Source organism: Burkholderia sp. BCC1977 (assembly GCF_905339595.1).
Taxonomy (GTDB): Bacteria; Pseudomonadota; Gammaproteobacteria; order Burkholderiales; family Burkholderiaceae; genus Burkholderia.
The window spans coordinates 24567-46109 of record NZ_CAJPGQ010000048.1; the positions used below are offsets into that span (position 1 = coordinate 24567).

Annotated in this window: 16 protein-coding genes; 5 read left to right on the forward strand and 11 right to left on the reverse strand. The window is 69.4% G+C overall.

Annotated elements, in window-relative coordinates:
* The first annotated feature begins 48 nt into the window (after positions 1–48).
* Positions 49–3357 (forward strand): efflux RND transporter permease subunit, encoded by a 3309-nt coding sequence (locus tag U5771_RS29260; protein WP_322027201.1) that lies wholly within the window; start codon positions 49–51, stop codon positions 3355–3357.
* Between the two features lie 175 nt (positions 3358–3532).
* On the opposite strand, the gene U5771_RS29265 is transcribed toward U5771_RS29260, so the two are convergent.
* The 5 genes from U5771_RS29265 to U5771_RS29285 all read right to left on the reverse strand — a co-directional run bounded on the left by U5771_RS29265 (position 3533) and on the right by U5771_RS29285 (position 9017).
* Complete coding sequence (locus U5771_RS29265) at positions 3533–4219, reverse strand: helix-turn-helix domain-containing protein (protein ID WP_322027202.1); 687 nt, start codon at positions 4217–4219, stop codon at positions 3533–3535.
* Positions 4197–5159 carry an AraC family transcriptional regulator gene (locus U5771_RS29270; protein WP_322027203.1) on the reverse strand — a complete coding sequence of 321 codons (963 nt, stop codon included), beginning with the start codon at positions 5157–5159 and terminating at the stop codon, positions 4197–4199. Before U5771_RS29270 ends, U5771_RS29265 begins: the two co-directional genes overlap by 23 nt.
* Positions 5160–5190: 31 nt before the next feature.
* On the reverse strand, positions 5191–6279 hold the full coding sequence (locus tag U5771_RS29275) for a porin (RefSeq protein ID WP_322027204.1): 1089 nt from the start codon (positions 6277–6279) through the stop codon (positions 5191–5193).
* A gap of 109 nt (positions 6280–6388) precedes the next feature.
* Positions 6389–8593, reverse strand: coding sequence for a xanthine dehydrogenase family protein molybdopterin-binding subunit (locus U5771_RS29280; protein ID WP_322027205.1), 2205 nt, complete (start codon positions 8591–8593; stop codon positions 6389–6391).
* The gene (locus U5771_RS29285; protein ID WP_322027206.1) at positions 8577–9017 is read right to left on the reverse strand and encodes a (2Fe-2S)-binding protein; all 441 of its coding nucleotides are present in this window, start codon (positions 9015–9017) and stop codon (positions 8577–8579) included. The genes U5771_RS29280 and U5771_RS29285 overlap by 17 nt, the downstream gene beginning before the upstream one ends.
* 255 nt (positions 9018–9272) lie before the next feature.
* On the opposite strand from U5771_RS29285, the gene U5771_RS29290 reads away from it, so the two are divergent.
* Positions 9273–9656 carry a VOC family protein gene (locus U5771_RS29290; protein WP_322027207.1) on the forward strand — a complete coding sequence of 128 codons (384 nt, stop codon included), beginning with the start codon at positions 9273–9275 and terminating at the stop codon, positions 9654–9656.
* Between the two features lie 100 nt (positions 9657–9756).
* Here the strand turns inward: U5771_RS29290 and U5771_RS29295 are convergent, their stop codons facing one another.
* Entirely contained in the window at positions 9757–11286 is a 1530-nt protein-coding gene (locus U5771_RS29295; RefSeq protein WP_322027208.1) for an NYN domain-containing protein, read from the reverse strand.
* A gap of 254 nt (positions 11287–11540) precedes the next feature.
* Between U5771_RS29295 and U5771_RS29300 the strand changes: the two genes are divergently transcribed.
* Positions 11541–12170 (forward strand): NAD(P)H-binding protein, encoded by a 630-nt coding sequence (locus U5771_RS29300; RefSeq protein WP_322027209.1) that lies wholly within the window; start codon positions 11541–11543, stop codon positions 12168–12170.
* A gap of 160 nt (positions 12171–12330) precedes the next feature.
* Here U5771_RS29300 and U5771_RS29305 read toward each other — a convergent pair whose 3' ends face one another.
* Complete coding sequence (locus U5771_RS29305) at positions 12331–12882, reverse strand: peroxiredoxin (RefSeq protein ID WP_322027210.1); 552 nt, start codon at positions 12880–12882, stop codon at positions 12331–12333.
* A 279-nt stretch (positions 12883–13161) separates the two neighbouring features.
* Here U5771_RS29305 and cdpA point away from each other — a divergent pair, with 279 nt between their 5' ends.
* A complete protein-coding gene (gene cdpA, locus U5771_RS29310; RefSeq protein WP_322027223.1) occupies positions 13162–14901 on the forward strand; it encodes a cyclic di-GMP phosphodiesterase CdpA in 1740 nt (579 codons plus the stop codon).
* A gap of 27 nt (positions 14902–14928) precedes the next feature.
* A complete protein-coding gene (locus tag U5771_RS29315; RefSeq protein WP_322027211.1) occupies positions 14929–16440 on the forward strand; it encodes an HDOD domain-containing protein in 1512 nt (503 codons plus the stop codon).
* An 89-nt stretch (positions 16441–16529) separates the two neighbouring features.
* Here the strand turns inward: U5771_RS29315 and U5771_RS29320 are convergent, their stop codons facing one another.
* The 4 genes from U5771_RS29320 to astD all read right to left on the reverse strand — a co-directional run bounded on the left by U5771_RS29320 (position 16530) and on the right by astD (position 21543).
* Positions 16530–17324 (reverse strand): ABC transporter substrate-binding protein, encoded by a 795-nt coding sequence (locus tag U5771_RS29320; protein WP_322027212.1) that lies wholly within the window; start codon positions 17322–17324, stop codon positions 16530–16532.
* A 352-nt stretch (positions 17325–17676) separates the two neighbouring features.
* A complete protein-coding gene (gene astE / locus U5771_RS29325; RefSeq protein ID WP_322027224.1) occupies positions 17677–18717 on the reverse strand; it encodes a succinylglutamate desuccinylase in 1041 nt (346 codons plus the stop codon).
* 7 nt (positions 18718–18724) lie between these two features.
* Positions 18725–20065 (reverse strand): N-succinylarginine dihydrolase, encoded by a 1341-nt coding sequence (gene astB, locus U5771_RS29330; RefSeq protein WP_121860453.1) that lies wholly within the window; start codon positions 20063–20065, stop codon positions 18725–18727.
* A gap of 14 nt (positions 20066–20079) precedes the next feature.
* On the reverse strand, positions 20080–21543 hold the full coding sequence (gene astD, locus U5771_RS29335) for a succinylglutamate-semialdehyde dehydrogenase (RefSeq protein WP_322027213.1): 1464 nt from the start codon (positions 21541–21543) through the stop codon (positions 20080–20082).

The window sequence follows — 21543 nt, forward strand, 5'->3', positions numbered from 1 at the left end:
CCCGAAAACGCATCCGTCGGAACACGCGGCGGCCCAGCGAGTGCCGGCATGAACCTGTCGCGCCCCTTCATCACCCGCCCCGTCGCGACGACGCTGCTCGCGCTCGGCGTCGCGCTCGCGGGCCTGTTCGCGTTCATCAAGCTGCCGGTGTCGCCGCTGCCGCAGGTCGACTTCCCGACCATCTCGGTGCAGGCGTCGCTGCCCGGCGCGAGCCCCGAGACCGTCGCGACCAGCGTGACGAGCCCGCTCGAGCGGCACCTCGGCTCGATCGCCGACGTCAGCGAAATGACGTCGACCAGCACGGTCGGCAACGCGCGGATCATCCTGCAGTTCGGGCTGAACCGCGACATCGACGGCGCCGCGCGCGACGTGCAGGCCGCGATCAACGCGGCGCGCGCCGACCTGCCCGCGTCGCTGAAGAGCAACCCGACGTACCGCAAGGTCAACCCGGCCGATTCGCCGATCATGATCGTGTCGCTCACGTCGGAAACGTCGTCGCCCGCGAAACTGTACGACGCCGCGTCGACGGTGCTGCAGCAGTCGCTGTCGCAGATCGACGGGATCGGCCAGGTGTCGGTGAGCGGCTCCGCGAATCCGGCCGTGCGCGTCGAGCTCGAACCGCATGCGCTGTTCCACTACGGGATCGGCCTCGAGGACGTGCGGGCCGCGCTCGCGTCCGCGAACGCGAACAGCCCGAAGGGCGCGATCGAATTCGGCCCGAAGCACTACCAGCTCTACACGAACGACCAGGCCTCGCAGGCGTCGCAGTACAGCGACCTGGTCGTCGCCTACCGCAACGGCGCGGCCGTGCGGCTGTCCGACCTGTCCGAGGTCGTGGATGGCGTCGAGGACCTGCGCAACCTCGGTTTGTCGAACGGCAAGCGCGCGGTGCTCGTGATCCTCTATCGCTCGCCCGGCGCGAACATCATCGAGACCATCGACCGCGTGCGCGCGGCGCTGCCGCAGCTCACCGCGTCGCTGCCGGCCGACATCGCGGTCACGCCGGTGCTCGACCGTTCGACCACGATCCGCGCGTCGCTGAAGGACACCGAGCACACGCTCCTGATCGCGGTCAGCCTGGTCGTGATGGTCGTGTTCCTGTTCCTGCGCAACTGGCGCGCGACGCTGATTCCGAGCATCGCGGTGCCGATCTCGATCATCGGCACGTTCGGCGCGATGTACCTGCTCGGCTTCTCGATCGACAACCTGTCGCTGATGGCGCTGATCGTCGCGACCGGCTTCGTCGTCGACGATGCGATCGTCGTGCTCGAGAACATCACGCGCCACATCGAGAACGGCAAGCCAAGGTTGCAGGCCGCGTTCGACGGCGCGCGCGAGGTCGGCTTCACCGTGCTGTCGATGAGCCTCTCGCTCGTCGCGGTGTTCCTGCCGATCCTGCTGATGGGCGGCATCGTCGGGCGCCTGTTCCGCGAATTCGCGCTGACGCTGTCGCTCGCGATCGGCGTGTCGCTCGCGGTGTCGCTGACCGTCACGCCGATGATGTGCGCGCGGCTGCTGCGCGAATCGCACGACGTGCGGGAGGAAGGCCGCCTCGGCCGGTTCCTCGAGCGCCTCTTCACGCGGATGCAGCGCGGCTACGAGCGCTCGCTGTCGTGGGCGCTGCGCCGCCCGCTCCTGGTCCTGCTGATCCTGTTCGCGACGGTCGGCCTGAACGTCTACCTGTACATCGTCGTGCCGAAGGGCTTCTTCCCGCAGCAGGACACGGGGCTGATGATCGGCGGCATCCAGGCCGACCAGTCGACGTCGTTCCAGGCGATGAAGCTGAAGTTCTCCGAGATGATGCGGATCGTGCAGGCCAACCCGAACGTGAAGAGCGTCGCGGGCTTCACCGGCGGTACGCAGACCAACTCGGGCTTCATGTTCGTCACGCTGAAGGACCGCACCGAGCGCAAGCTGTCGGCCGACCAGGTGATCCAGCAACTGCGCAAGCCGCTGGCCGACGTCGCAGGCGCGCGCACGTTCCTGCAGGCCGCGCAGGACATTCGCGTCGGCGGCCGGCAGAGCAACGCGCAGTACCAGTTCACGCTGCTCGGCGATTCGAGCGCCGAGCTGTACAAGTGGGGGCCGCTGCTGACCGAGGCGCTGCAAAAGCGCGCCGAACTGACCGACGTGAACTCCGACCAGCAGCAAGGCGGCCTCGAGGCGATGGTGACGATCGACCGCGCGACCGCGGCGCGGCTCGGCATCAAGCCCGCGCAGATCGACAACACGCTGTACGACGCGTTCGGCCAGCGCCAGGTCTCGACGATCTACAACCCGCTGAACCAGTACCACGTCGTGATGGAAGTCGCGCCGAAATACTGGCAGAGCCCGGAGATGCTGAACCAGGTGTGGATCAGCACGTCGGGTGGCAGCGCGAACGGCTCGCAGACCACCAACGCGGCGGCCGGCACCTTCGTCGCGACTTCGGCCGGCACGTCGAGCGCCGGCACGGCCACCACCAGCGCCGCGGCGATCGCGTCCGATTCCGCGCGCAACCAGGCGTTGAACTCGATCGCGTCGAGCGGCAAGTCGAGCGCGTCGTCGGGCGCGGCGGTGTCGACCTCGAAGTCGACGATGATCCCGCTGTCCGCGATCGCGACCTTCGGCCCGAGCACGACGCCGCTGTCGGTCAACCACCAGGGGCTGTTCGTCGCGACGACGATCTCGTTCAACCTGCCGCCGAACGTGTCGCTGTCGCAGGCGACCCAGGTGATCTACCAGACGATGGCGCAGATCGGCGTGCCGCCGACGATCGTCGGCAGCTTCCAGGGCACCGCGCAGGCGTTCCAGCAGTCGCTGAACGACCAGCCGCTCCTGATCCTCGCGGCGCTGCTGGCCGTCTACATCGTGCTCGGGATCCTGTACGAGAGCTACATCCATCCGATCACGATCCTGTCGACGCTGCCGTCGGCCGGCGTCGGCGCACTGCTCGCGCTGCTGCTGTTCAAGACCGAGTTCAGCATCATCGCGCTGATCGGCGTGATCCTGCTGATCGGTATCGTGAAGAAGAACGCGATCATGATGGTCGACTTCGCGATCGACCAGACGCGCAACGGCCAGAAGTCGTCGTTCGATGCGATCCACGAGGCGTGCCTGCTGCGCTTCCGGCCGATCATGATGACCACGATGGCGGCGCTCTTCGGCGCGCTGCCGCTCGCGTTCGGCCGCGGCGACGGCGCCGAGCTGCGCGCGCCGCTCGGGATCGCGATCGCCGGCGGCCTGGTCATGTCGCAGGTGCTGACGCTCTATACGACGCCGGTCGTCTATCTGTACATGGACCGGTTCCGCGTGTGGGGCGAGAAGCGCCGCAACCGCCGCGGCGATTCGGGCGGGCCGGCGGTGGCCGGGGAGTAACGGCACACGGCGGGCAGGCGGTGGGTACGCCGCCTTACACGGATCGACGGGGCCAGCCGCACCGCCCCGCTCCGCCCTGGTCCGCTCCGCCTCGTTCCGCGTACCGGCCGGCGTCGCCCCTCGCACGCCGCACGCCGTGCGGGGCCCCGGCCCGGCGTGGTCCGCGGCATTCGGTTCAGCGACGATCGACCGTATCGGCCAGCACGTCCGACAAGCGTCGGGCCGCGTCGCCGAGCATCGCGCTCACATGGCGCCGCCGCGCATCGTCCGGCGCATCGAGCGCCACCCCGATCGCAAGCGCGCCGTGCGCATCCACCGGCATCGCGACGATGCCGGGCGCCCCGCGCGCGTCGCCGTGCCGGCCAAACCGCCGGCCGTCGCGCGCAACGGCATCCGCGGCATCCGCCGAATCCGTCGCATCCTCCACCCGCCCGACGAAACGCGCGCCGACGCGCGTCAGGACGCACGCGGCCCCGTCGGGCGCCGCCTGCGCGAGCACGACGACTTCCGCGCGATCGCGCCCGAGCAATTGCGCGGCCAGCCCGCTGCGCGCGCACAACGCGAGCAGCACCGGCCGCGCATGCGCGACTTCCGGCCGGGCGCCGAGGTACGCGGCCGCGACACGCGCCGTCGCCACCCCGGGCCAATAGCGGCCGAGCGGATCGACACTCAGAAACTGCTGCCGGACCAGCGTCCTCAGCAGCCGCGCGATCGAATTGCGCGGCACGCCGAGCCGGGTCGCGAGCTCGGCGGCCGTCGACGGCGCTTGCCCGCTCGCGACCGCTTCGAGGATCGCGAGCCCGCGCGCGAGCGCGGGCACCCGATAGTGCGACGTGCCGTCATCCATGCCGGGCGAGGTCATACAGATCCTGTGCGTTGTGCGCATAGCGGCGCGGCGCCATCCCCGACCAGCGATGGAACGCGCGCGCGAACGCCTTCTCCGACGTGTAGCCGACCCGCTCCGCGATCTCGATCAGCCGCAGCTTGCCGTGCGCGAGTTCGCCGCTCGCCAGATACATCCGGTAGGCGGTCAGGTGACCGATCGGCGTCTCGCCGACCAGTTCCGCGAAACGCGCGCAAAAGCGCGAACGCGACATGCCGGCCTCGGCCGCGAGACTCGCGAGCTGCCAGTGGCGGCGCGGGTCGCGGTGCATCAGCGCCATCGCTCGGCCGATCTGCGGGTCGGTCAGGCCGCGCAGCCAGCCCGTATGATTCGCCGACGACTGCAGGTGCGCGCGCAACAGCTGCACGAACAGCACGTCGGCCAGACGTGTCGCGGCGACGGCCCAGCCGGGCTGGCACGCCATCGATTCCTCGATGAAGCTCTGCAGCGTGCTGGCGAGCCACGGCGCGACGGCCGCGTCGTTCGCGCGGACGTGGATCAGCGGCGGCAGCACGGAAAACAGCGGGCTGCGCACGAGGTCGCGGTAAATGACGATCCCGGTATAGAGGTCGCTGGTCGCGCCGCCGCCGCCCGCGACGAATTCGAGCGGCGTGTCGAAGCGCGGCCGGATGCCCTTGTCCGCCATCAGCGTATCGAACGGCACCGGCGGCTCGTCGAGCGACGACGCCATCACGTGCTCGTCGCCGTGCGGCAGCAGCACGAAGTCGCCCGGCTGGACGTGCACGGGCGCGGCACCGGCGACCGACAGGAAGAACGGGCTGCCCGCACAGGTGCGAAACGGCGCGCCCGCGACGGCCGGCTTGCGGATCGCCCACGGCGCGCTCAGCGTGAAGCGCCCGGTGACGACCGCATCGGCCCGCAGGTCGGCCAGCACGTCGCTGAGAAGATCGGTCGTCATCGTCGGAGTCTCCGTGGTGCGCGCCGCCGGCTCAGAAGCGCTGCTGGATGCCCGCCATCACGCCGGCCTGGTTCCGGCCGGCGCCGACGGTGCCGCCGGCCGCCACCGCCGACGTGCCGAGTGCGCTGTTCGTCATGTAGCCGACCGACGTATAGACCATCGTACGCTTCGACAGGCTGTAGTTCGCCCGCGCGACGAACAGGTTCGAGTCGTAGCGCCCGCGCAGCAGGTAGCGCACCGCCTGTGCGTCGAATGATAGCGCCGGCGTCGCGTAGACCGTGCCGCCCGCGAAGAGGATGTCCGACTGGGCGTGCACCGCGGCCGCCGTGTTGCGGCGGATCCAGCCCGCGCCGAGTTTCGCGATGCCGAATTTCACGTACGCGTCGACGATCGTGCGCGTGTCCGTATAACCGGGGTTCGACAGCGGCGCGGACGCGCCCGTGCCGCCGTGCATCACGTCGTACGAAGCGGCCGCGCCGAACTGCGGCGCGTCGTACGCGATCATCATCGTGTACTGGCGGCAGGCGACCGGGTCGCCCGCCACGTTGCCCGCGCAGTTCGTGGCCGACGGGCCGGCCGGCCCCGCGCCGTCGCGCCCGGTGCTGTAGGTGCCGCCGAGCGTGAGGCCGCCGAAGTGGCCGAGATAGCCGACCGCGTTGTCGCTGCGCGCGTTCGGCAGATAGCTGTCGAAGCTCGCCATCGAATGAATCGACGGACCGATCACGTCGGCATTGAGCAGCACCAGCATCGACATGTTCATCTGCCGCCCGAGCGTGAGCGCCCCGTACGGCGACTCGATGCCGACGTTCGCCTGCCGGCCGAAGATCCGGCCGCCGTAGTTCAACGCCCCCGAGTTCAGCGCGAAGCCGTTCTCGAGCACGAAGAACGTGCGATAGCCGCCGCCGAGATCCTCGACGCCGCGCACCCCGAAGCGCGACGGCACCTCACCGGTCAGCGACGGCATGCCGGCGACCGAGCCGCCGCCTGCCGCATTGTTGTAGTACTGGACGCCGGTATCGACGATGCCGTACAGCGTCACGCTGCTCTGCGCATGCGCGCCCGGCAACGCGGCGGCGGCCGCGAACGAAACGGCCGTCGCGGCCGTGCGGAAGGTTTTCATTGAAGGCTCCAGACCAGTCGCGTAGTTATTCGCGTAGTTATGCTTGATATTGGCCGGCGTCGCATCGCACGCAGCCGGCCGTGGGGGAACACCGGAAAGTTCAGGTAGTTCAGGTCGCGAGCGGCGTGGCGAACGGCATCGAACGCGGCCGCTCGCCGGTCGCGCGCCAGATCGCCTCGGCGACGGCCGGTGCGACCGGCGGCAACGCGACTTCGCCGCAGCCTTGCGGGTCGCGATCGCTGTCGACGATCACGACATCGATCTTCGGCATCGCGGCGAGACCGAGCAGCGGGTAGTCCGTGAAATTGCGCTGCACGACCGCGCCGTGCTCGAACGTGATCTCGCTTCGGAACGTATTGGTCAGCGCGAAGCCGACGCCGCCTTCGACCATCTCGCGAATCAGCAGCGGATTGATCGCGCGGCCGCAGTCGATCCCGCACACGATCCGCTCGAGCTTCACGTTGCCGCCCGTCACGCGCACCTCGGCGATCGTCGCGACGTACGTGCCGAACGCGCCGCCGCGCCCCGTGTACAGCGCATACGCGACGCCGCGCGACACGCCGGCCGGCGCACGGCCGAACCAGTTCGCGCGCGCGGCCGTCGCGTCGAGCACGCGCAGCGCGAGCGGGTCGTGCTTGAGCAGCGCGCGCCGGTATCGCACCGGGTCGGCCCGCGCCGTGTGCGCGAGCTCGTTCACGAAGCTCTCGAGGAAAAACACCGTCGACGTGCTGCCGACGCTGCGCATGAAGCTAACCGGAATCGGCTGCATCACCGTGACCGAGTCGACCAGCAGGTTCGGCACGTCGTAGCCAAGGTCGTACAGGCCGTCGAGCATCGTCTCGTCCCAGCCGCCCGCCTTCTCGTAGCGGTCGCGCTTGATCGCCGCATACAGCGAGTGGCCGGCGACGCGCGCATGCAGCGCGACCGGCAACCCGTCGCTGCCGAGCGCCGCACGGAACCGCGCGGACGCGCACGGTCGATAGAAGCCGTGACGGATGTCGTCCTCGCGCGAGCGGATCACCTTCACCGGCCGCCCGACCGCCTTCGACGCGACGGCTGCGTGCACGACGAAATCGGGCACGTACTTGCGGCCGAAGCTGCCGCCGAGGAAGGTGGTGTTGACGATGACCTTGTCGGCCGGCATGCCGAACAGCGCCGACAGCGTCCAGCGCACCTTGTCCTGCCCCTGGATCGGCCCCCACACCTCGATCTCGTCCGCCCGCACGTGCGCGGTCGTGTTGACGGGCTCCATCGTCGCGTGAACGATGTACGGCGTGTGATAGTCGGCTTCGACGATCGTGCCGGCCTCGGCGAGCCGGCGCGCGGGCTCGCCGATCGTGGTCGCGACCACCGCGTGCTCCGCCTGCAGCGCGCCCTTGCGCTGCGCGAGGATCGTCGCGCTGTCGAACGGCGGCGTCGTGCCCGCGTCCCACACGATGTCCGCCGCGTCGCACGCCTTCTTCGCCTGCCAGTAGGTGTGCGCGACGACGATCACCGCGTCCTTCGCGAGCACGACGTCCGCCACGCCCGGCATCGCGCGCAGCGCATCGCGGTTCTTCACGGCCGTCGGCCGGCCGTTCAGCGTCGGCGCCATCGTCAGCGCGCCGACCAGCATGCCGGGCACCTGCACGTCGATGCCGAAGATCGCGCTGCCGTCGACCTTCGCGGGCACGTCGAGCTTGTGCAGCGGACGGCCGATCAGCGTGTGCGCGGATTCCGGCTTCAGGCGCGGCTGCGGGTCGTGCGGCAGCTTCGCGGCGGCATCGACGAGCGCGCCGTACGACAGCGACCGGCCGCTCGGCGCATGGATGACACGGCCGTCGCGCGTCACGCACTGCGTGTCGCGCACGCCGAGCCGCGCGGCACCGGCCCGCAGGAACGCCGAGCGCGCCTGCGCGCCCGCGATGCGCAGCCGGGTGTAGAACATCGTCGCCGACATCGACGCGCCGACGAACTGCTGCGGCGCCTCGTTCGCGGCATCGATCCGGTACGCATCGCGCCCCGTGACGAATTCGATCGTCACGCTGCGCCAGTCGGCATCCATCTCGTCGGCGAGCACCTGCGGCAGCCCCGTGTAGACGCCCTGCCCGACTTCCGCCTGCGACAGGCCGATGATCGTCCTGCCGTCGGCATCGACGCGCACCCAGTCGTTGATCTCGCGAAAGCGTGCGCCGTCACCGGCCGCCTGGACGACGTCGCCGATCGCGAGCGGCAGCAGCAGGCTGCCCGCCAGCGCGACGCCGCCCTTCAGGAACACGCGCCGCGACGCATTCGGCGTGTGCCGTGCCCGCACCGCGTCAGCCGGCCGCGACATGGATCGCCTCGCGAATGCGTTGATAGGTCGCGCAGCGGCACAGGTTCGTGACGGCCTGGTCGATCTGCGCGTCGGTCGGCTTGCGATGCCGCTCGAGCAGCGCGGCGGTCGCCATCACCATCCCCGACTGGCAGTAGCCGCACTGCGGCACGTCCTTCTCGATCCATGCGCGCTGCACCGGGTGCGAGCGATCGTGCGACAGTCCCTCGATCGTCGTGACCGCGCGGCCCGCGACGCTCGCGGCCGGCAGCACGCACGCGCGCGCGGCCTCGCCGTCGAGATGCACGGTGCAGGCGCCGCAGGCGCCGATGCCGCAGCCGTATTTGGTACCGGTGAGCCGGGCCGAGTCGCGAATGACCCACAGCAGCGGCGTATCGGGATCGCCGTCGAAATCGAACGGCTGGCCGTTCAGCGTGAAGCGCATCGTCTGTCTCCCTGTTGCGCATCGCCGGTTCGTCATCCGGCGGATGGCGGCGATGGTTGACAGAGATTCTTGGCGGCGCAAAAAGCCGCGCCAATGACCTTTGCTCCCGAAAAAGTAGCCGATCGTCCAGATCGTTTCAGCCGACGATTCACGCGCGGCCACCGCGGCAGCAGCCGCGGCTCCGGCTTGCACGCCGGCGGAGATCGGCTATCGTGTGTCCATGCCCACCCTCGCGTCCTTTCCCGGGGATCCGCCATGAACGTCCAGTTGAACCATACGATCGTCTGGTGCCGCGACAAGCATGCGTCGAGCCGCTTCCTCACCGAGCTTCTGGAACTGCCGGCGCCGACGCCGTTCGGCGCGATGCTGGTCGTCCCGCTCGACAACGGCGTGTCGCTCGATTTTTACGAAAAAGAGGGAGAGATCACGGCCCAGCACTACGCGTTCCTGACCGACGAGGCCGGCTTCGATCGCGTGTTCGCGCGTATTCGCGCGCGCGGCCTGCCGCACTGGGCCGATCCGGCGAAGCGGCAGCCCGGCGACATCTACCGCCACAACGGCGGGCGCGGTGTGTATTTCGACGATCCGGACGGTCACTTCCTCGAAGTGATGACACGGCCGTACGTGCTGAACGGATAGCGGAATGCGTCGGCCGGCGTTGCGCCGGCCGACGTGGCGTCACGGGCCGCGCCCTCGGTCGGACGCCGCCCCGCCGTGACGCCGTGACCGCGTTACCCCGTTACTCGGCGGCGGCGGCCGTCTTGCGCGGACGACGCGCGCGGGTCGCCGTCTTGCGGGCCGGCTTCTTCGGCTTGGTGCCGGTTGCCGCTTCACCAGCCGCTTCGGCGGTCGATTCGGCGGCCGGTGCTGCCTCGTGCGACGGCTGCGCGGCAGGCGCCGAGGCACCGTACTCGCCGGCCGTCGGCGCCGCGTGCTGCGCCGCAACGTGCCGATCCTCACCGTGCTCCGCGTCGCGATGCGTCGCTTCTGCATGCTTGCCTTCGGCGTGCTTCCCGTCCGCGTGCTTGTCGCCACCGTGCTTCGCACCGCCGTGCGCGGCCTCGTCCGGCTTCGCCGCCGCGTGACGGCCGGTGCCCTTCGCATCGCCGCCCTTCGCCTCACCCCCCTTCTTCGCGCCGGCCTTCTTCGCCGCGGTCTTGCGCGCGCGCTTGCGGCCGTCCTTTGCGTCACCGTGCGTGCCGGCCACATCGGCCACATCGGCCGCTTCGACCGTGGCTGCCGGCTCGATCGCTGCGTCGCTCATGACATCGACGACGGCCGCCTCTTCAACATCGACCTGCACGCTTTCCTGCACGGCCGCTTGCGCCCGCTGCCCGCGACGCCGCGGCTCGCGCTCGGCCGTTGCGGCTTCCGCGTGGCGCCCGCCGTGACCGTGCTGCGCGCCCCCCGCATCACGTGCCGCCGCCACCGGCTCGGCCGCCGCGGCGGGCTGCCGCGGCCGCGACACGAACGCGCCCGACTTGTCGTCGCGCCCCACCTCGAGCAGGCCGCGTGCCTGCGCTTCGTCGAGCAGGTTGCCGAACGCGCGGAAGCCGTAATACGACTCGTTGAAATCCGGCTTGCGGCGCTTGATCGCGCTCTTGAGCACCGACGCCCAGATCTTGCCGACGTCGTCGCGCTCCGATGCCAGCGCATCGAACGTCTCGACCGCGAGCGCGATCGCCTCGCTCCGGCGCACTTCCAGCTCCGGCTTGCGCGACGGCTCGTCGGCGCGCTTCGCGCCGCCGTTGCCCGTGCGCTGCTGTTCGCGCTTCGCCAGCGTGCGCTGCTGCTCGCGCACCAGGTCGTCGTAGAAAATGAATTCGTCGCAGTTCGCGACCAGCAGGTCCGACGTCGACTTCTTCACGCCGACCCCGATCACCTTCTTCGCGTTCTCGCGCAGCTTCGACACGAGCGGCGAGAAATCCGAGTCGCCGCTGATGATCACGAACGTATCGACGTGCGACTTCGTGTAGCAGAGGTCGAGCGCGTCCACGACGAGCCGGATGTCGGCCGAATTCTTGCCCGACTGGCGCACGTGCGGAATCTCGATCAGTTCGAAGCTCGCCTCGTGCATCGACGCCTTGAAGCCCTTGTAGCGCTCCCAGTCGCAATACGCCTTCTTCACGACGATGCTGCCCTTCAGCAGCAGCCGCTCCAGCACGGGCTTGATGTCGAATTTCTCGTACTTCGCGTCGCGCACGCCGAGCGCGACGTTCTCGAAGTCGCAGAACACGGCCATGCTGACGTTGTCCAGGGGTAATGCCATGTGTACTCCAACCGGTTGGTCGCCGCGTTGTATAGCGTGGCGGCGAAAAATGCATCGCGCACATGATAGCCGGTCGGCGGGTCGATTCCGTGATCCATGCGCGCGAGCGCGCGGATCGCGGGGTGCCGCGCCGGCCATTTCGACGCGGTACAGCCCCAATTACCCGCGCGCCGCCGCCCCAATTCGACATACACTTGAGTATCGGTCGTCCGTCCCTATCTGGAAGGATGACGCATCGAGCAAGGAGCGGTTTCATGACGACGAAGGTATTGCTGATTGGCGCGACCGGCCGCACGGGCCGGGCCTGCGCGGATCTGCTGCTTGAGCAGCCGGAATTCGAGGTGACTGCGCTGGTGCGCCGGCACGGCTATGCGCTGCCGGGCGCGAAGGTCGTCGAGGCCGATCTGACGGGCGATTTCTCGCACGCGTTCCAGGGCATCACGCACGTGATCTACGCGGCCGGCTCGGCGGAATCGGAGGGCGCCGCCGAAGAGGAGCAGATCGACCGCGACGCGGTCGCGCGCGCGGCCGAGCATGCGCTCGCCTACAACGTGCAGAAGCTGGTCGTGATCAGTTCGCTGACCGCGTACTGGCCGGAGCGCAGCGGCAACGCGCTGCGCCACTACTCGCAGATGAAGCGCGAAGGCGACGAGCGCGTGATCGCGTCGGGCATCGACTACGTGATCCTGCGCCCCGGCCCGCTCGCGGACGGCCCGGGCATCGGCAAGATCGCGCTGACCGAGGAGCCGCTCGACGCGCCGCCGCCCGTGTCGCGCCAGGATGTCGCGTGGGCCGCGATCGAGGCGATCAAGCTCGGCATTTCGCGCAAGGTCGTCGGCTTCGTCGGCGGCGGCGTGCCGATCGAACAGGCATTGCGCGCGTAACGCCTGCCCGCGCCGCCACCGGGCGGCGCGTTTCATCATGCCCGCGGCCCGCGATGCGGGCCGCTTTACTGCGGGCTTACTGCCTCAGCCGGCTTACTGCCTCAGCCGGCTTACTGCCTCAGCGGGCTTACTGCCTCAGTGGGCTTACTGCCTCAGCGGCTTACTGCTTCGGATGCGCGTCGGCCCACGCCTTCACCGCGCCGAGCGTGTTCTCGACATGCTTGTCGGGCGACAGGCTCGTATATTCGTACAACACCTTCCCTTCCGGCGAAATCACGTAAGACACGCGGTTCGCGCGATCGAGCGCGGGCAGCTTCGCGTCGTATTCGCGGATGATCTTCGCGTCCGGATCGGCCGCGACCGGGAACTTGCTGCGGCACTCGCTCACCGAAAACTTCGTCAGCGTGTCGATGTTGTCGGCGGATACGCCGATCACCGTCGCGCCGTAAGCCTTGTAACGATCGACCGCGTCCGCGAACGCGTGCGCCTCGATGGTGCAACCCTTCGTGAACGCGGCCGGGTAGAAGTACAGCACGACCGGCCCGTGCTTCAGCGCATCGGCCAGCGAGTACGTGTAAGTCTTGCCGCCCAGCGACGCCTGCGTCGTAAAGTCGGGTGCCGCGGCACCCGGCTTCAGTTCCGCCTGCGCGACCCGCGCGTGGCCGGCCACCAGCAGCGCCGCCGCGGCGCCCACCAACAGTTTTCGCTTCATCTGCGTCCTCATTTCTTATAAAGTCAGCCTCGATGTAGGCCACGCTGGCGTTCGCCTGTCGAACGCCAGCGTGCACGACCCGGTCGAGCGGCCGCGCCAGCCGCGGCCGGTCGGTTAAAGATTCCGCGCGGCCTGCCGTTATTCCTTCCGGACAACCGGTTCCAGCCCTTCACGTCAGCGAGACACATGGAAGCCAACAGGAAACAGACGCCACGCAAGGGCTCCTGGCGCAATGCCTTGCATACGCTGCGCCGCTTCGCCTGGTCGGGCGGCGCGCTGATGCCTGCGCGCGCCGGCGCGCCGCGCCGCGACGACACCGTGCGCAACTGGCTGGAACAGACGGTCGGCACGGTGGATTTCCTCGCCCATGTCGACCGCGAGCTGCGCTTTCTGTACGTGTCCGACGCGAGCCTGCGCTTCATCGGTTATCACCGCGACTACCTGCACACGCTGACGTTGCGCGACCTGATCGCGGAACAGGATACCGCGACGCTCGAAGGCCTGCTTGCGCGCGCCGCGCGTTCCGGCCAGGTCGAGAAGGCGACGATGTGCATCGTCAAGTCGCTCACCTACCCGCTCGACGTCGAGATCCGGGCGTTCAAGAGCCGCCACCACGGCGTCGACGGCTTCGCGATCGCGGCGTTCGACGTGTCGGCCTGGCGTGCGCTCGAGGCCCGCCTGACCTACGAGATGCACCACGATCCGATGACGGGGCTCGACAACCTGTCCGCGCTCGTGCCCGCGCTGATGCGCGCGCAGCAGGCCGCCGACGAAAGCGGCACCTGCGCGGCGCTGCTGCTGCTCGACCTCGACGACTACCAGCGTATCAACCGCGCGCTCGGCTACGACGCGGGCGACACGCTGCTGCGCGACACCGCGCAGCGGCTGCAGGCGCTCGTCGCGCCCGGCGAGCAGCTCGCGCGCGTCGCGAGCGACAAGTTCGCCGTCGTGTTCACCGCACCGGACCGCACGCGCGCGAGCGACGCCGCGGACGCGCTCGCACGCCGGCTGCAGGCCGCGGTGCGCGAACCTTACGTGTACCAGGGGCAGACCGTCCACCTGTCCGCGAGCATCGGCATCGCCGTGTACCCGGACGAACGGGCCGCGCCACATCGCGCGCAACATCACAGCCCGCTGCTGCGCCGCGCCGACCACGCGCTCGCGCAGGCGAAGGCATCGGGCGGCAACGCGCTTGCGTTTCACGCGCCGGTCGACGATCCGGCCGACGCCGAGCGGCTCAAGCTCGAAGCCGACCTGTACGACGGCGTGCGCAACGGCGAGTTCTCGCTCCACTTCCAGCCGATCACGCGCAGCCAGTCGGGTGCGGTGGACGGCGTCGAGGCGCTGATCCGCTGGCGTCATCCGGTGCACGGCCTCGTGCCGCCCGCGACCTTCATTCCGCTCGCCGAATCGATCGGCCTGATCAACTATCTCGGCAACTGGGTCCTCAAGGCCGCCTGCATGCAGCTCGTCGCCTGGGATCGCCAGGGGCTCGCGCTGCAATATGTGGCGGTCAACGTGTCGCCGCAGCAGTTCCGCGACCCGCGTTTCACGCAGAGCGTGCGCGAGGCGATCGCGCTGACGGGCATCGACCCGCGCCGCATTGTGCTGGAAATCACCGAAAGCCTGCTGATGCACGATCCCGTGCAGGCGAAGGGGCTGCTCGAGGAGCTGACCGAGCTCGGCATCCGCTTCGCGATCGACGATTTCGGTACCGGCTATTCGAGCCTCGCCTACCTGCAGCGCTTCCCGCTCGCGAAGCTGAAGATCGACCGCAGCTTCGTCGAGAACCTGCTGACGTCGCGCAACGACCGCGCGATCGTGTCGGCGGTGGTCGGCCTCGCGCAGACGCTCGATCTCGAGCTGGTCGCGGAAGGCGTCGAGACCGAGGCGCAGCGCGAACTGCTGACCGAGATGGGCTGCAACCACATCCAGGGCTGGCTCGTGTGTCAGGCGCTGCCGTCCGAGGAACTCGCACGGCGCTTCGAGGCGCAGCAGTTGCGCCTGCACGCCGCCTGACACGCGCGGCGAACCGGATAGATCCGTATGTCAATCACCGCACACCTGCCCCGCACGGCGCTGCTCGACAAGCTGTGGGCCCGGATGAACGAACGGGGCGACTTCCCGCTGCTGTCGGAATCGCTGCGCGCGACGATGGCCGCGATGAAGAACGACGACCTCGACTTCACCGCGCTCGTGCGCGTCGTGCTGTCGGATTTCGCGCTCACGCAGAAAGTCCTGCGGCTCGCCAATTCCGCGATGTACATGGCGTTCGGCGGCAACATCACGACCGTCACACGAGCGCTGATGGTGCTCGGCATGGACACGGTCGGCCATCTCGTCGTCGGGCTGAAGCTCGTCGACCATTTCCACCACAGCACGCCGCGCCGCATCGACGCGAAGCTCGAGCTGAACCGCGCGCTGCTGTCCGGCTGCGTCGCCCGCAAGCTCACCGAGCATGCGGAGCTGCGCGGCGGCGAGGAAGCCGTCGTCTGCACGCTGATGCGCCAGGTCGGCAAGCTGCTGGTGGTCTGCTACCTCGACAGCGAATGGGACCGGATCCGTCGCCGCGCCGCCGAGCTGGACGGCGACGATGCGGCCGCGTGCATCGACGTGCTCGGCGTCGGCTTCGACGAGATCGGCCTCGAGGCCGCCGCGAGCTGGCGGCTGCCCGACGTGATCCGCGCCGGGATGGCCGACGGCGACGGCCGTGCCGCGCACGCCGCCAGCCTCGACGAGGACGACGATCGCGACGACCGCCAGCGGCCCCGTGACGCGTGCGCCGACGACAGCTCCGACCGCGTACGCTGGCTGCGCGCGGTGAGCCGCTGCTCGACCGATGTCGCCGGTGCGCTCGCGATGCCCGCGGGGCCGCAGCGCGACGCGCACATCGCGGTGCTCGCGCAGCACTACGGGCAAGCGCTGGACATCGACACCGACGCGCTGGTGGCGATCGCCGACCGGCTCGCCTGCGAGGAAGCAAGCGACACCGTGATGCGCGAGATCGTCGAGCTGCGCGCGAACGCCGACGCGATCGCGCGGGCGCAGCCCGATCCCGAGGCATGTCTCGAGGCCGGCCTCGCGGACCTGCGCGCGCTGCCGTCCGAGCACGTGCTGACGCCGGTGCTCGCGCTCGCGTCGGAAAGCCTGCTCGCGGGCCTTGCGTTCACGCGCACCGTGATGTTCGTGCGCCGGGAGGACGGCGCATTCGCCGCGCGCCTCGGCTTCGGCCCGGACGTCGATGCGGCGCTCGACCGGCTGTGCTTCGACGAGCGCTTCGAGCCGGACGTGTTCCATCTCGCGATCACGAACTCGGTCGGCATCTTCATCGAGCAGGCGCAGGACCCGAAGATGGTGAAGCGCCTGCCCGCGTGGTATCTCGACACACTGCCCGACACGCGCGCGTTCGTGCTGCTGCCGGTGCGCGTCGGCACGACGACCGTCGGCCTGCTGTACGGCGACTGGGCCGGCGCGCAGCCCGCGCGCAAGATCACGCAGCAGGAGATGAGCGTGCTCAACGAGCTCGCGCGCGAACTGGGGCGGTTCTTCCCCGCATAACGCAAGCGGCGGCAAGCAGCGACAAGCCGCGCCCCAAAAGCAAACCGGCCGCGAAAGCGGCCGGTTGCATGGACGACGGATCGAAACGCTTACTTGAGCGTGACCGGCACGCTGAAGTACTTCTTCGCGAGGTTGTCGATCGTGCCGTCGGCCTTCAGTTCCTTCAGCGCCTGATCGAGCGCGGTCTTCAGCGCCGCGTCGTTCTTGCGCAGGCCGAAGCCGACGCCCGAGCCGAGGATCTCGGCATCGCTGACCGTGCCGCCGGCGAAGCCGAAGCCCTGGCCTTGCGGCTTCGACAGGAAGCCCTTCGAGCCCGCTTCCGAATCCTGGAACGTCGCGTCGAGACGGCCCGACTTCAGGTCGGCGTAGGCCAGGTCCTGCGTCTGGTACGGCACGACTTCGACGCCGGCCGGCGCCCACTTCTTCTTCGCGTACGCTTCCTGGATCGTGCCCTGCAGCACCCCGACGCGCTTGCCCTTCAGCGCCTGCGGAGTCGGCTGCATGCCGCTGCCCTGCTTCGCGATCAGCTGGTTCGGGATCGTGTAGATCGGATCGGTGAACGCGATCGCGTGCTTGCGCTGGTCGGTGATCGTCATGTCCGAGTTGATCGCGTCGAACTTGCGCGCCTGCAGCGCGGGGATCAGGCCGTCGAAGTCGTTCTCGACCCACACGCACTTCGTCTTCAGCTTCGCGCACACCGCGTTGCCGATGTCGATGTCGAAGCCGGTCAGCTTGCCGTCGGGCGTCTTGTATTCGAACGGCGCGTACGAGGCCTCGACGCCGAACCGGATCTCCTTCGGATCCGCCGCCATCGCGCTGCCTGCCGCCACGGCCGATGCCGCCACTACCGCGTGCGCGGCCACTTTACGCCAATCCAACTTCATCAGGTGTTCTCCTCGATACTCGAATGTTCCGGAACTACGGGCGCTTGCATCATTGCAGGGTCGGATGACAACGACAATGCCGATGCCGCGCCTTGATGCGGCGCAACAGCCGCAAGGCCGCGATTGTACCAATCCGCACGGCCCGATACGGCAAAGCGACCGCCGACACACGATGCTGCACTGCGTGCGCGACGACGGCCGGATGCGCCGTCGAACTTGCAAGACGATGTCGCAAATACGCAAGCGCGACGCGCGGGCCGTCTGCGCGGCATGCGGGCGTCAACGCAAATGGGGATGCCGAGGGACGATGCGCGGGCTGCGGACACCGTCGCCGCGCGCAACCGGTCACCGTTCAGATGAGCGTGGCAAGCGTGTCGCGCGTCGTGTCGACGACGAGCAGGCCCGCGCGCAAGCCCGGCTTCACGGTCGGATTCGGAAACACGATGCGCTCCTCGTCGTGCTGCACCGTATAGCGGTAATCGCCATCCTGCGCGAGCACGGTGCCGCGCGCGAACGCTGTGAAGTTCGCGACGTCGGCCGCGACGAACAGCTCGAGCGCGTCGCTCTGCTTCGTGATCTGGTCGATCACGGTGAACACGCGCGGCAACGGCGGATGGCCGCCCCGAGCATCGACGTCACGCGGTGCGCCCGACACGAGCTTGCGCACCGCACGGTCCGCCGGCGCGAAGCGCGACAGATCGTTCTGGCCGAACGGCCGCACCTTGCCGAGTTCGAGCGTGCATGCGAGCGCGCCGCAGTGCTCGGCCGTGTAATGCGAATACGTGTTGCCCTTCGCGGTATGCAGCAGCACGGCCGCGATGCGCGCGTCGCCAAGCCATTCGACCATCGCGCGGGTCGGCGGCGTGCCCGTGTGCGGCAGCAGCGCGAACTGCTCGAACACCGATGCGCGGATCGCCGTGTGCATGTCGACGTGCCAGCGCGCACCGCCCGCCGGTGCGGCCGCGAAGAACGCGGCGGCCGCCGCTTCGAGCTGCACCGCGCGCGGCGCTTCGCGGCTCGTCGGCACTTGCGCGTGACGGCCGCTGAACAGGCGGTTCAGGTCGTCGTCGAGATAGCGCTCGCCCGCGCGCATCGCCGGCACGTTGCCGAGCACGACGAGCAGCCGGCACGCGAGCGGCAGCGTGCCCGCCGCGAGATCGCGCACGAGCATCGACAGCAGCTCGATCGGCGCGGTCTCGTCGCCATGCACGCCGGCCGACACGAGCACGCTCGCGCGCCCTGCCGCGTCACGCGCCGGTTCGAGTTCGAGCAGCCCGTCGCCGAGCCATTGCCAGCGCACCGCACCGTTCGCGCACGTGCCGTCCGTCACGGCCGGCGCGTCGCCCGCGAGCGTGAACCCGAGGAAGTCGTCGAGCAGCGCGGCGGCCGACATGCGGGACTCAGCGCTGGAAGTCATACAGCGACCCGACGCGCAGGATCTGCGTGAGCTCGTCGAGCGCCGTGCGCGATTCGTCGAGCAGCGTCGGATCGGCGAGGTCTTCCGGTGCGAGACGGTCGCGGTAGTGCTTTTCGATCCACGCGTCGAGCGATGCGAACAGCGTGTCGTTGATCCACACGTTCGACGTGACCGCCGCACGCTCGGCGTCGTTCAGCACGACGCGCAGGCGCAGGCACGCGGGGCCGCCGCCGTTCTTCATGCTTTCGCGCAGGTCGAACACGAGCACGTCGCGGATCGGGCCGTTGCCGGCCGCGAGCTGGTCGAGATAGGCGGCGACGTTCGCGTTCTCGCGGCACTCCTGCGGCACGACGAGCACCTGCGAGCCGTCCGCGCGCGACAGCAGCTGGCTGTTGAACAGATACGACGTCACGGCGTCGTTCACGCTCACGGCCGCATCGGGCACCTCGATCACGTTCAGCCGCGCGCCGCGCGCGTCGAGCGTGGCCGTCAGCGTGTCGTAGATCGCCTGCTTGTTGACGAACGCGCGCTCGTGCGTGAACAGCGTGTCGCGGTTGCCGACCGAGATCACGTCGTTGTGGAACACGCCCGCATCGATCACGTCCGGATCCTGCTGCGCATAGACCGTCGCCGTTTCGGCGAGACCGTGGCGATGCGCGACCGCGCGGCTCGCCTCGAAGGTCTGGCGCGCCGGGAAGCGCTTCGGCTCCGGGCCGCGGCGGTATTCCGCACGGCCGTACACGAAGAACTCGACGCCCGGCTGGCCGTATTCGGCGCAAAAGCGCGTATGGTTCGCCGCGCCCTCGTCGCCGAGTGCCGGCGTGCCCGTCAGCGCCTCGTGCACCGCGAAGTGCGCGGGATCGGCGAACAGCGTCGACAGCGTGCGGCGCGTCGCTTCGTGCTCGATCGCGCGATGCAGCTTGCTGCACAGGTTGGCCGGCGTGAAGTGCACGCGGCCGTCGCTCGTGTCGGCCGACGGGCTGACGGTCGCCGCGTTCGCGGTCCACATCGCCGACGCCGAGCTCGCCGCGGCGAGCAGTTCGGGCGCCTGCTTCGCGGCCTTCGCGATCACGTCCGCGTCCTTGCCGGAGAAGCCGAGCTCGCGCAACAGGCGCAGCGACGGGCGCTCCTGCGGCGGCAGCACGCCTTGCGCGAAGCCGAGATCCGCAAGCTGCTTCATCTTGCGCAGCCCCTGCTTCGCGGCGGCCTTCGGGTTCGCGGCCGACTTCTCGTTGTTGAGCGACGCCACGTTGCCGAACGACAGCCCGGCATAGTTGTGGGTCGGGCCGACGAGTCCGTCGAAATTGGCTTCTTGTGCGTTCATCGTCGTTCCCTCGATCAGAAATGCAGGCCCGGCGACAGGCTCGCGGGCAAGGTCAGTTCGGTGCTTTCCACCGACGCCATCGGATACGCGCAATAGTCGGCCGCGTAGTACGCGCTCGGCCGATGGTTGCCCGAGCGGCCCGTGCCGCCGAACGGCGCGGCGGACGAGGCGCCGTTGGTCGGGCGGTTCCAGTTGACGATCCCCGCACGGATCGTGCGGCGGAAGTGCTCCCATGCGTGCGCGTCGTCGGCCAGCAGGCCGGCGGACAGGCCGAACGCCGTGTCGTTCGCGCGCTCGATCGCTTCGTCGAACGTCGCGTAGCGGACGATCTGCGCGAGCGGGCCGAAGTGCTCTTCGTCGGGCAGGTTCGCCACGCCGGTCACGTCGATGATCGACGCGTTCACGAAACCCAGGCGCGGATCGCGCTGCGTCATCGCGATGATCGGCTGCGCGCCCTGCTCGACCAGGCGCGACTGCGCGTCGACGAGCTTCGCGGCCGCGCGTGCCGAGATCACCGCGCCCATGAACGGCTGCGGATCGGCATCGAACACGTCGGCCGTGATCCTCGACGTGACGTCGGCGAAGCGTGCGAGGAAGCGGTCGCCGAACGCGCCCTGCGGCACGAAGATGCGGCGTGCGCACGTGCAGCGCTGGCCGGCCGACAGGAACGCCGACTGGATCGTGTGATGCACGGCCGCGTCGATGTCCTCGACTTCGCCGATCACGAGCGGGTTGTTGCCGCCCATCTCGAGCGCGAGCACGATTTCCGGACGGCCGCCGAACTGCTTGTGCAGCAGCGTGCCGGTATCCGAGCTGCCGGTGAAGAACAGCCCGTCGATCTGCCGGTGATTCGCGAGCGCGATGCCCGTGTCCTTCTCGCCCTGCACGAGGTTCAGCACGCCGGCCGGCAGCCCGGCTTCCTGCCACACCTCGACCGTCGCGCGCGCGACGCCCGGTGCGAGCTCGGACGGCTTGAACACGACCGTGTTGCCCGCGATCAGCGCCGGCACGATATGGCCGTTCGGCAAGTGGCCGGGGAAGTTGTACGGGCCGAACACCGCGACGACGCCGTGCGGACGATGGCGCAGCACCGCGACGCCGTCGGCCATGTCCTGGCGCTTCTCGCCGGTACGTTCCTGGTAGGCCTGGATCGAGATGCCGACCTTCGCGGCCATCGCCGCGACTTCGGTGCGGGCTTCCCACAGCGGCTTGCCCGTCTCGCGGCCGATCGCGGTGGCGATCGCTTCCTTGCGCTCGGTGAGCAGCGCCGCGAAGCGCTTGACGATCGCGCAGCGCGCGTCGAATTCGAGCGCCGACCAGCCGGCGAACGCGCGGCGCGCGCTCGCGACCGCACGGTCGACGTCGGCCGCCGATGCGCTGTCGCCCCGCCATGCGATCTCGTGGGTGCCGGGGTTGCGCGAAGCGAAGACGGGGCCCGAGCCTGCGACCCAGGTGCCGTCGATGAAGAGTTCCGTCAT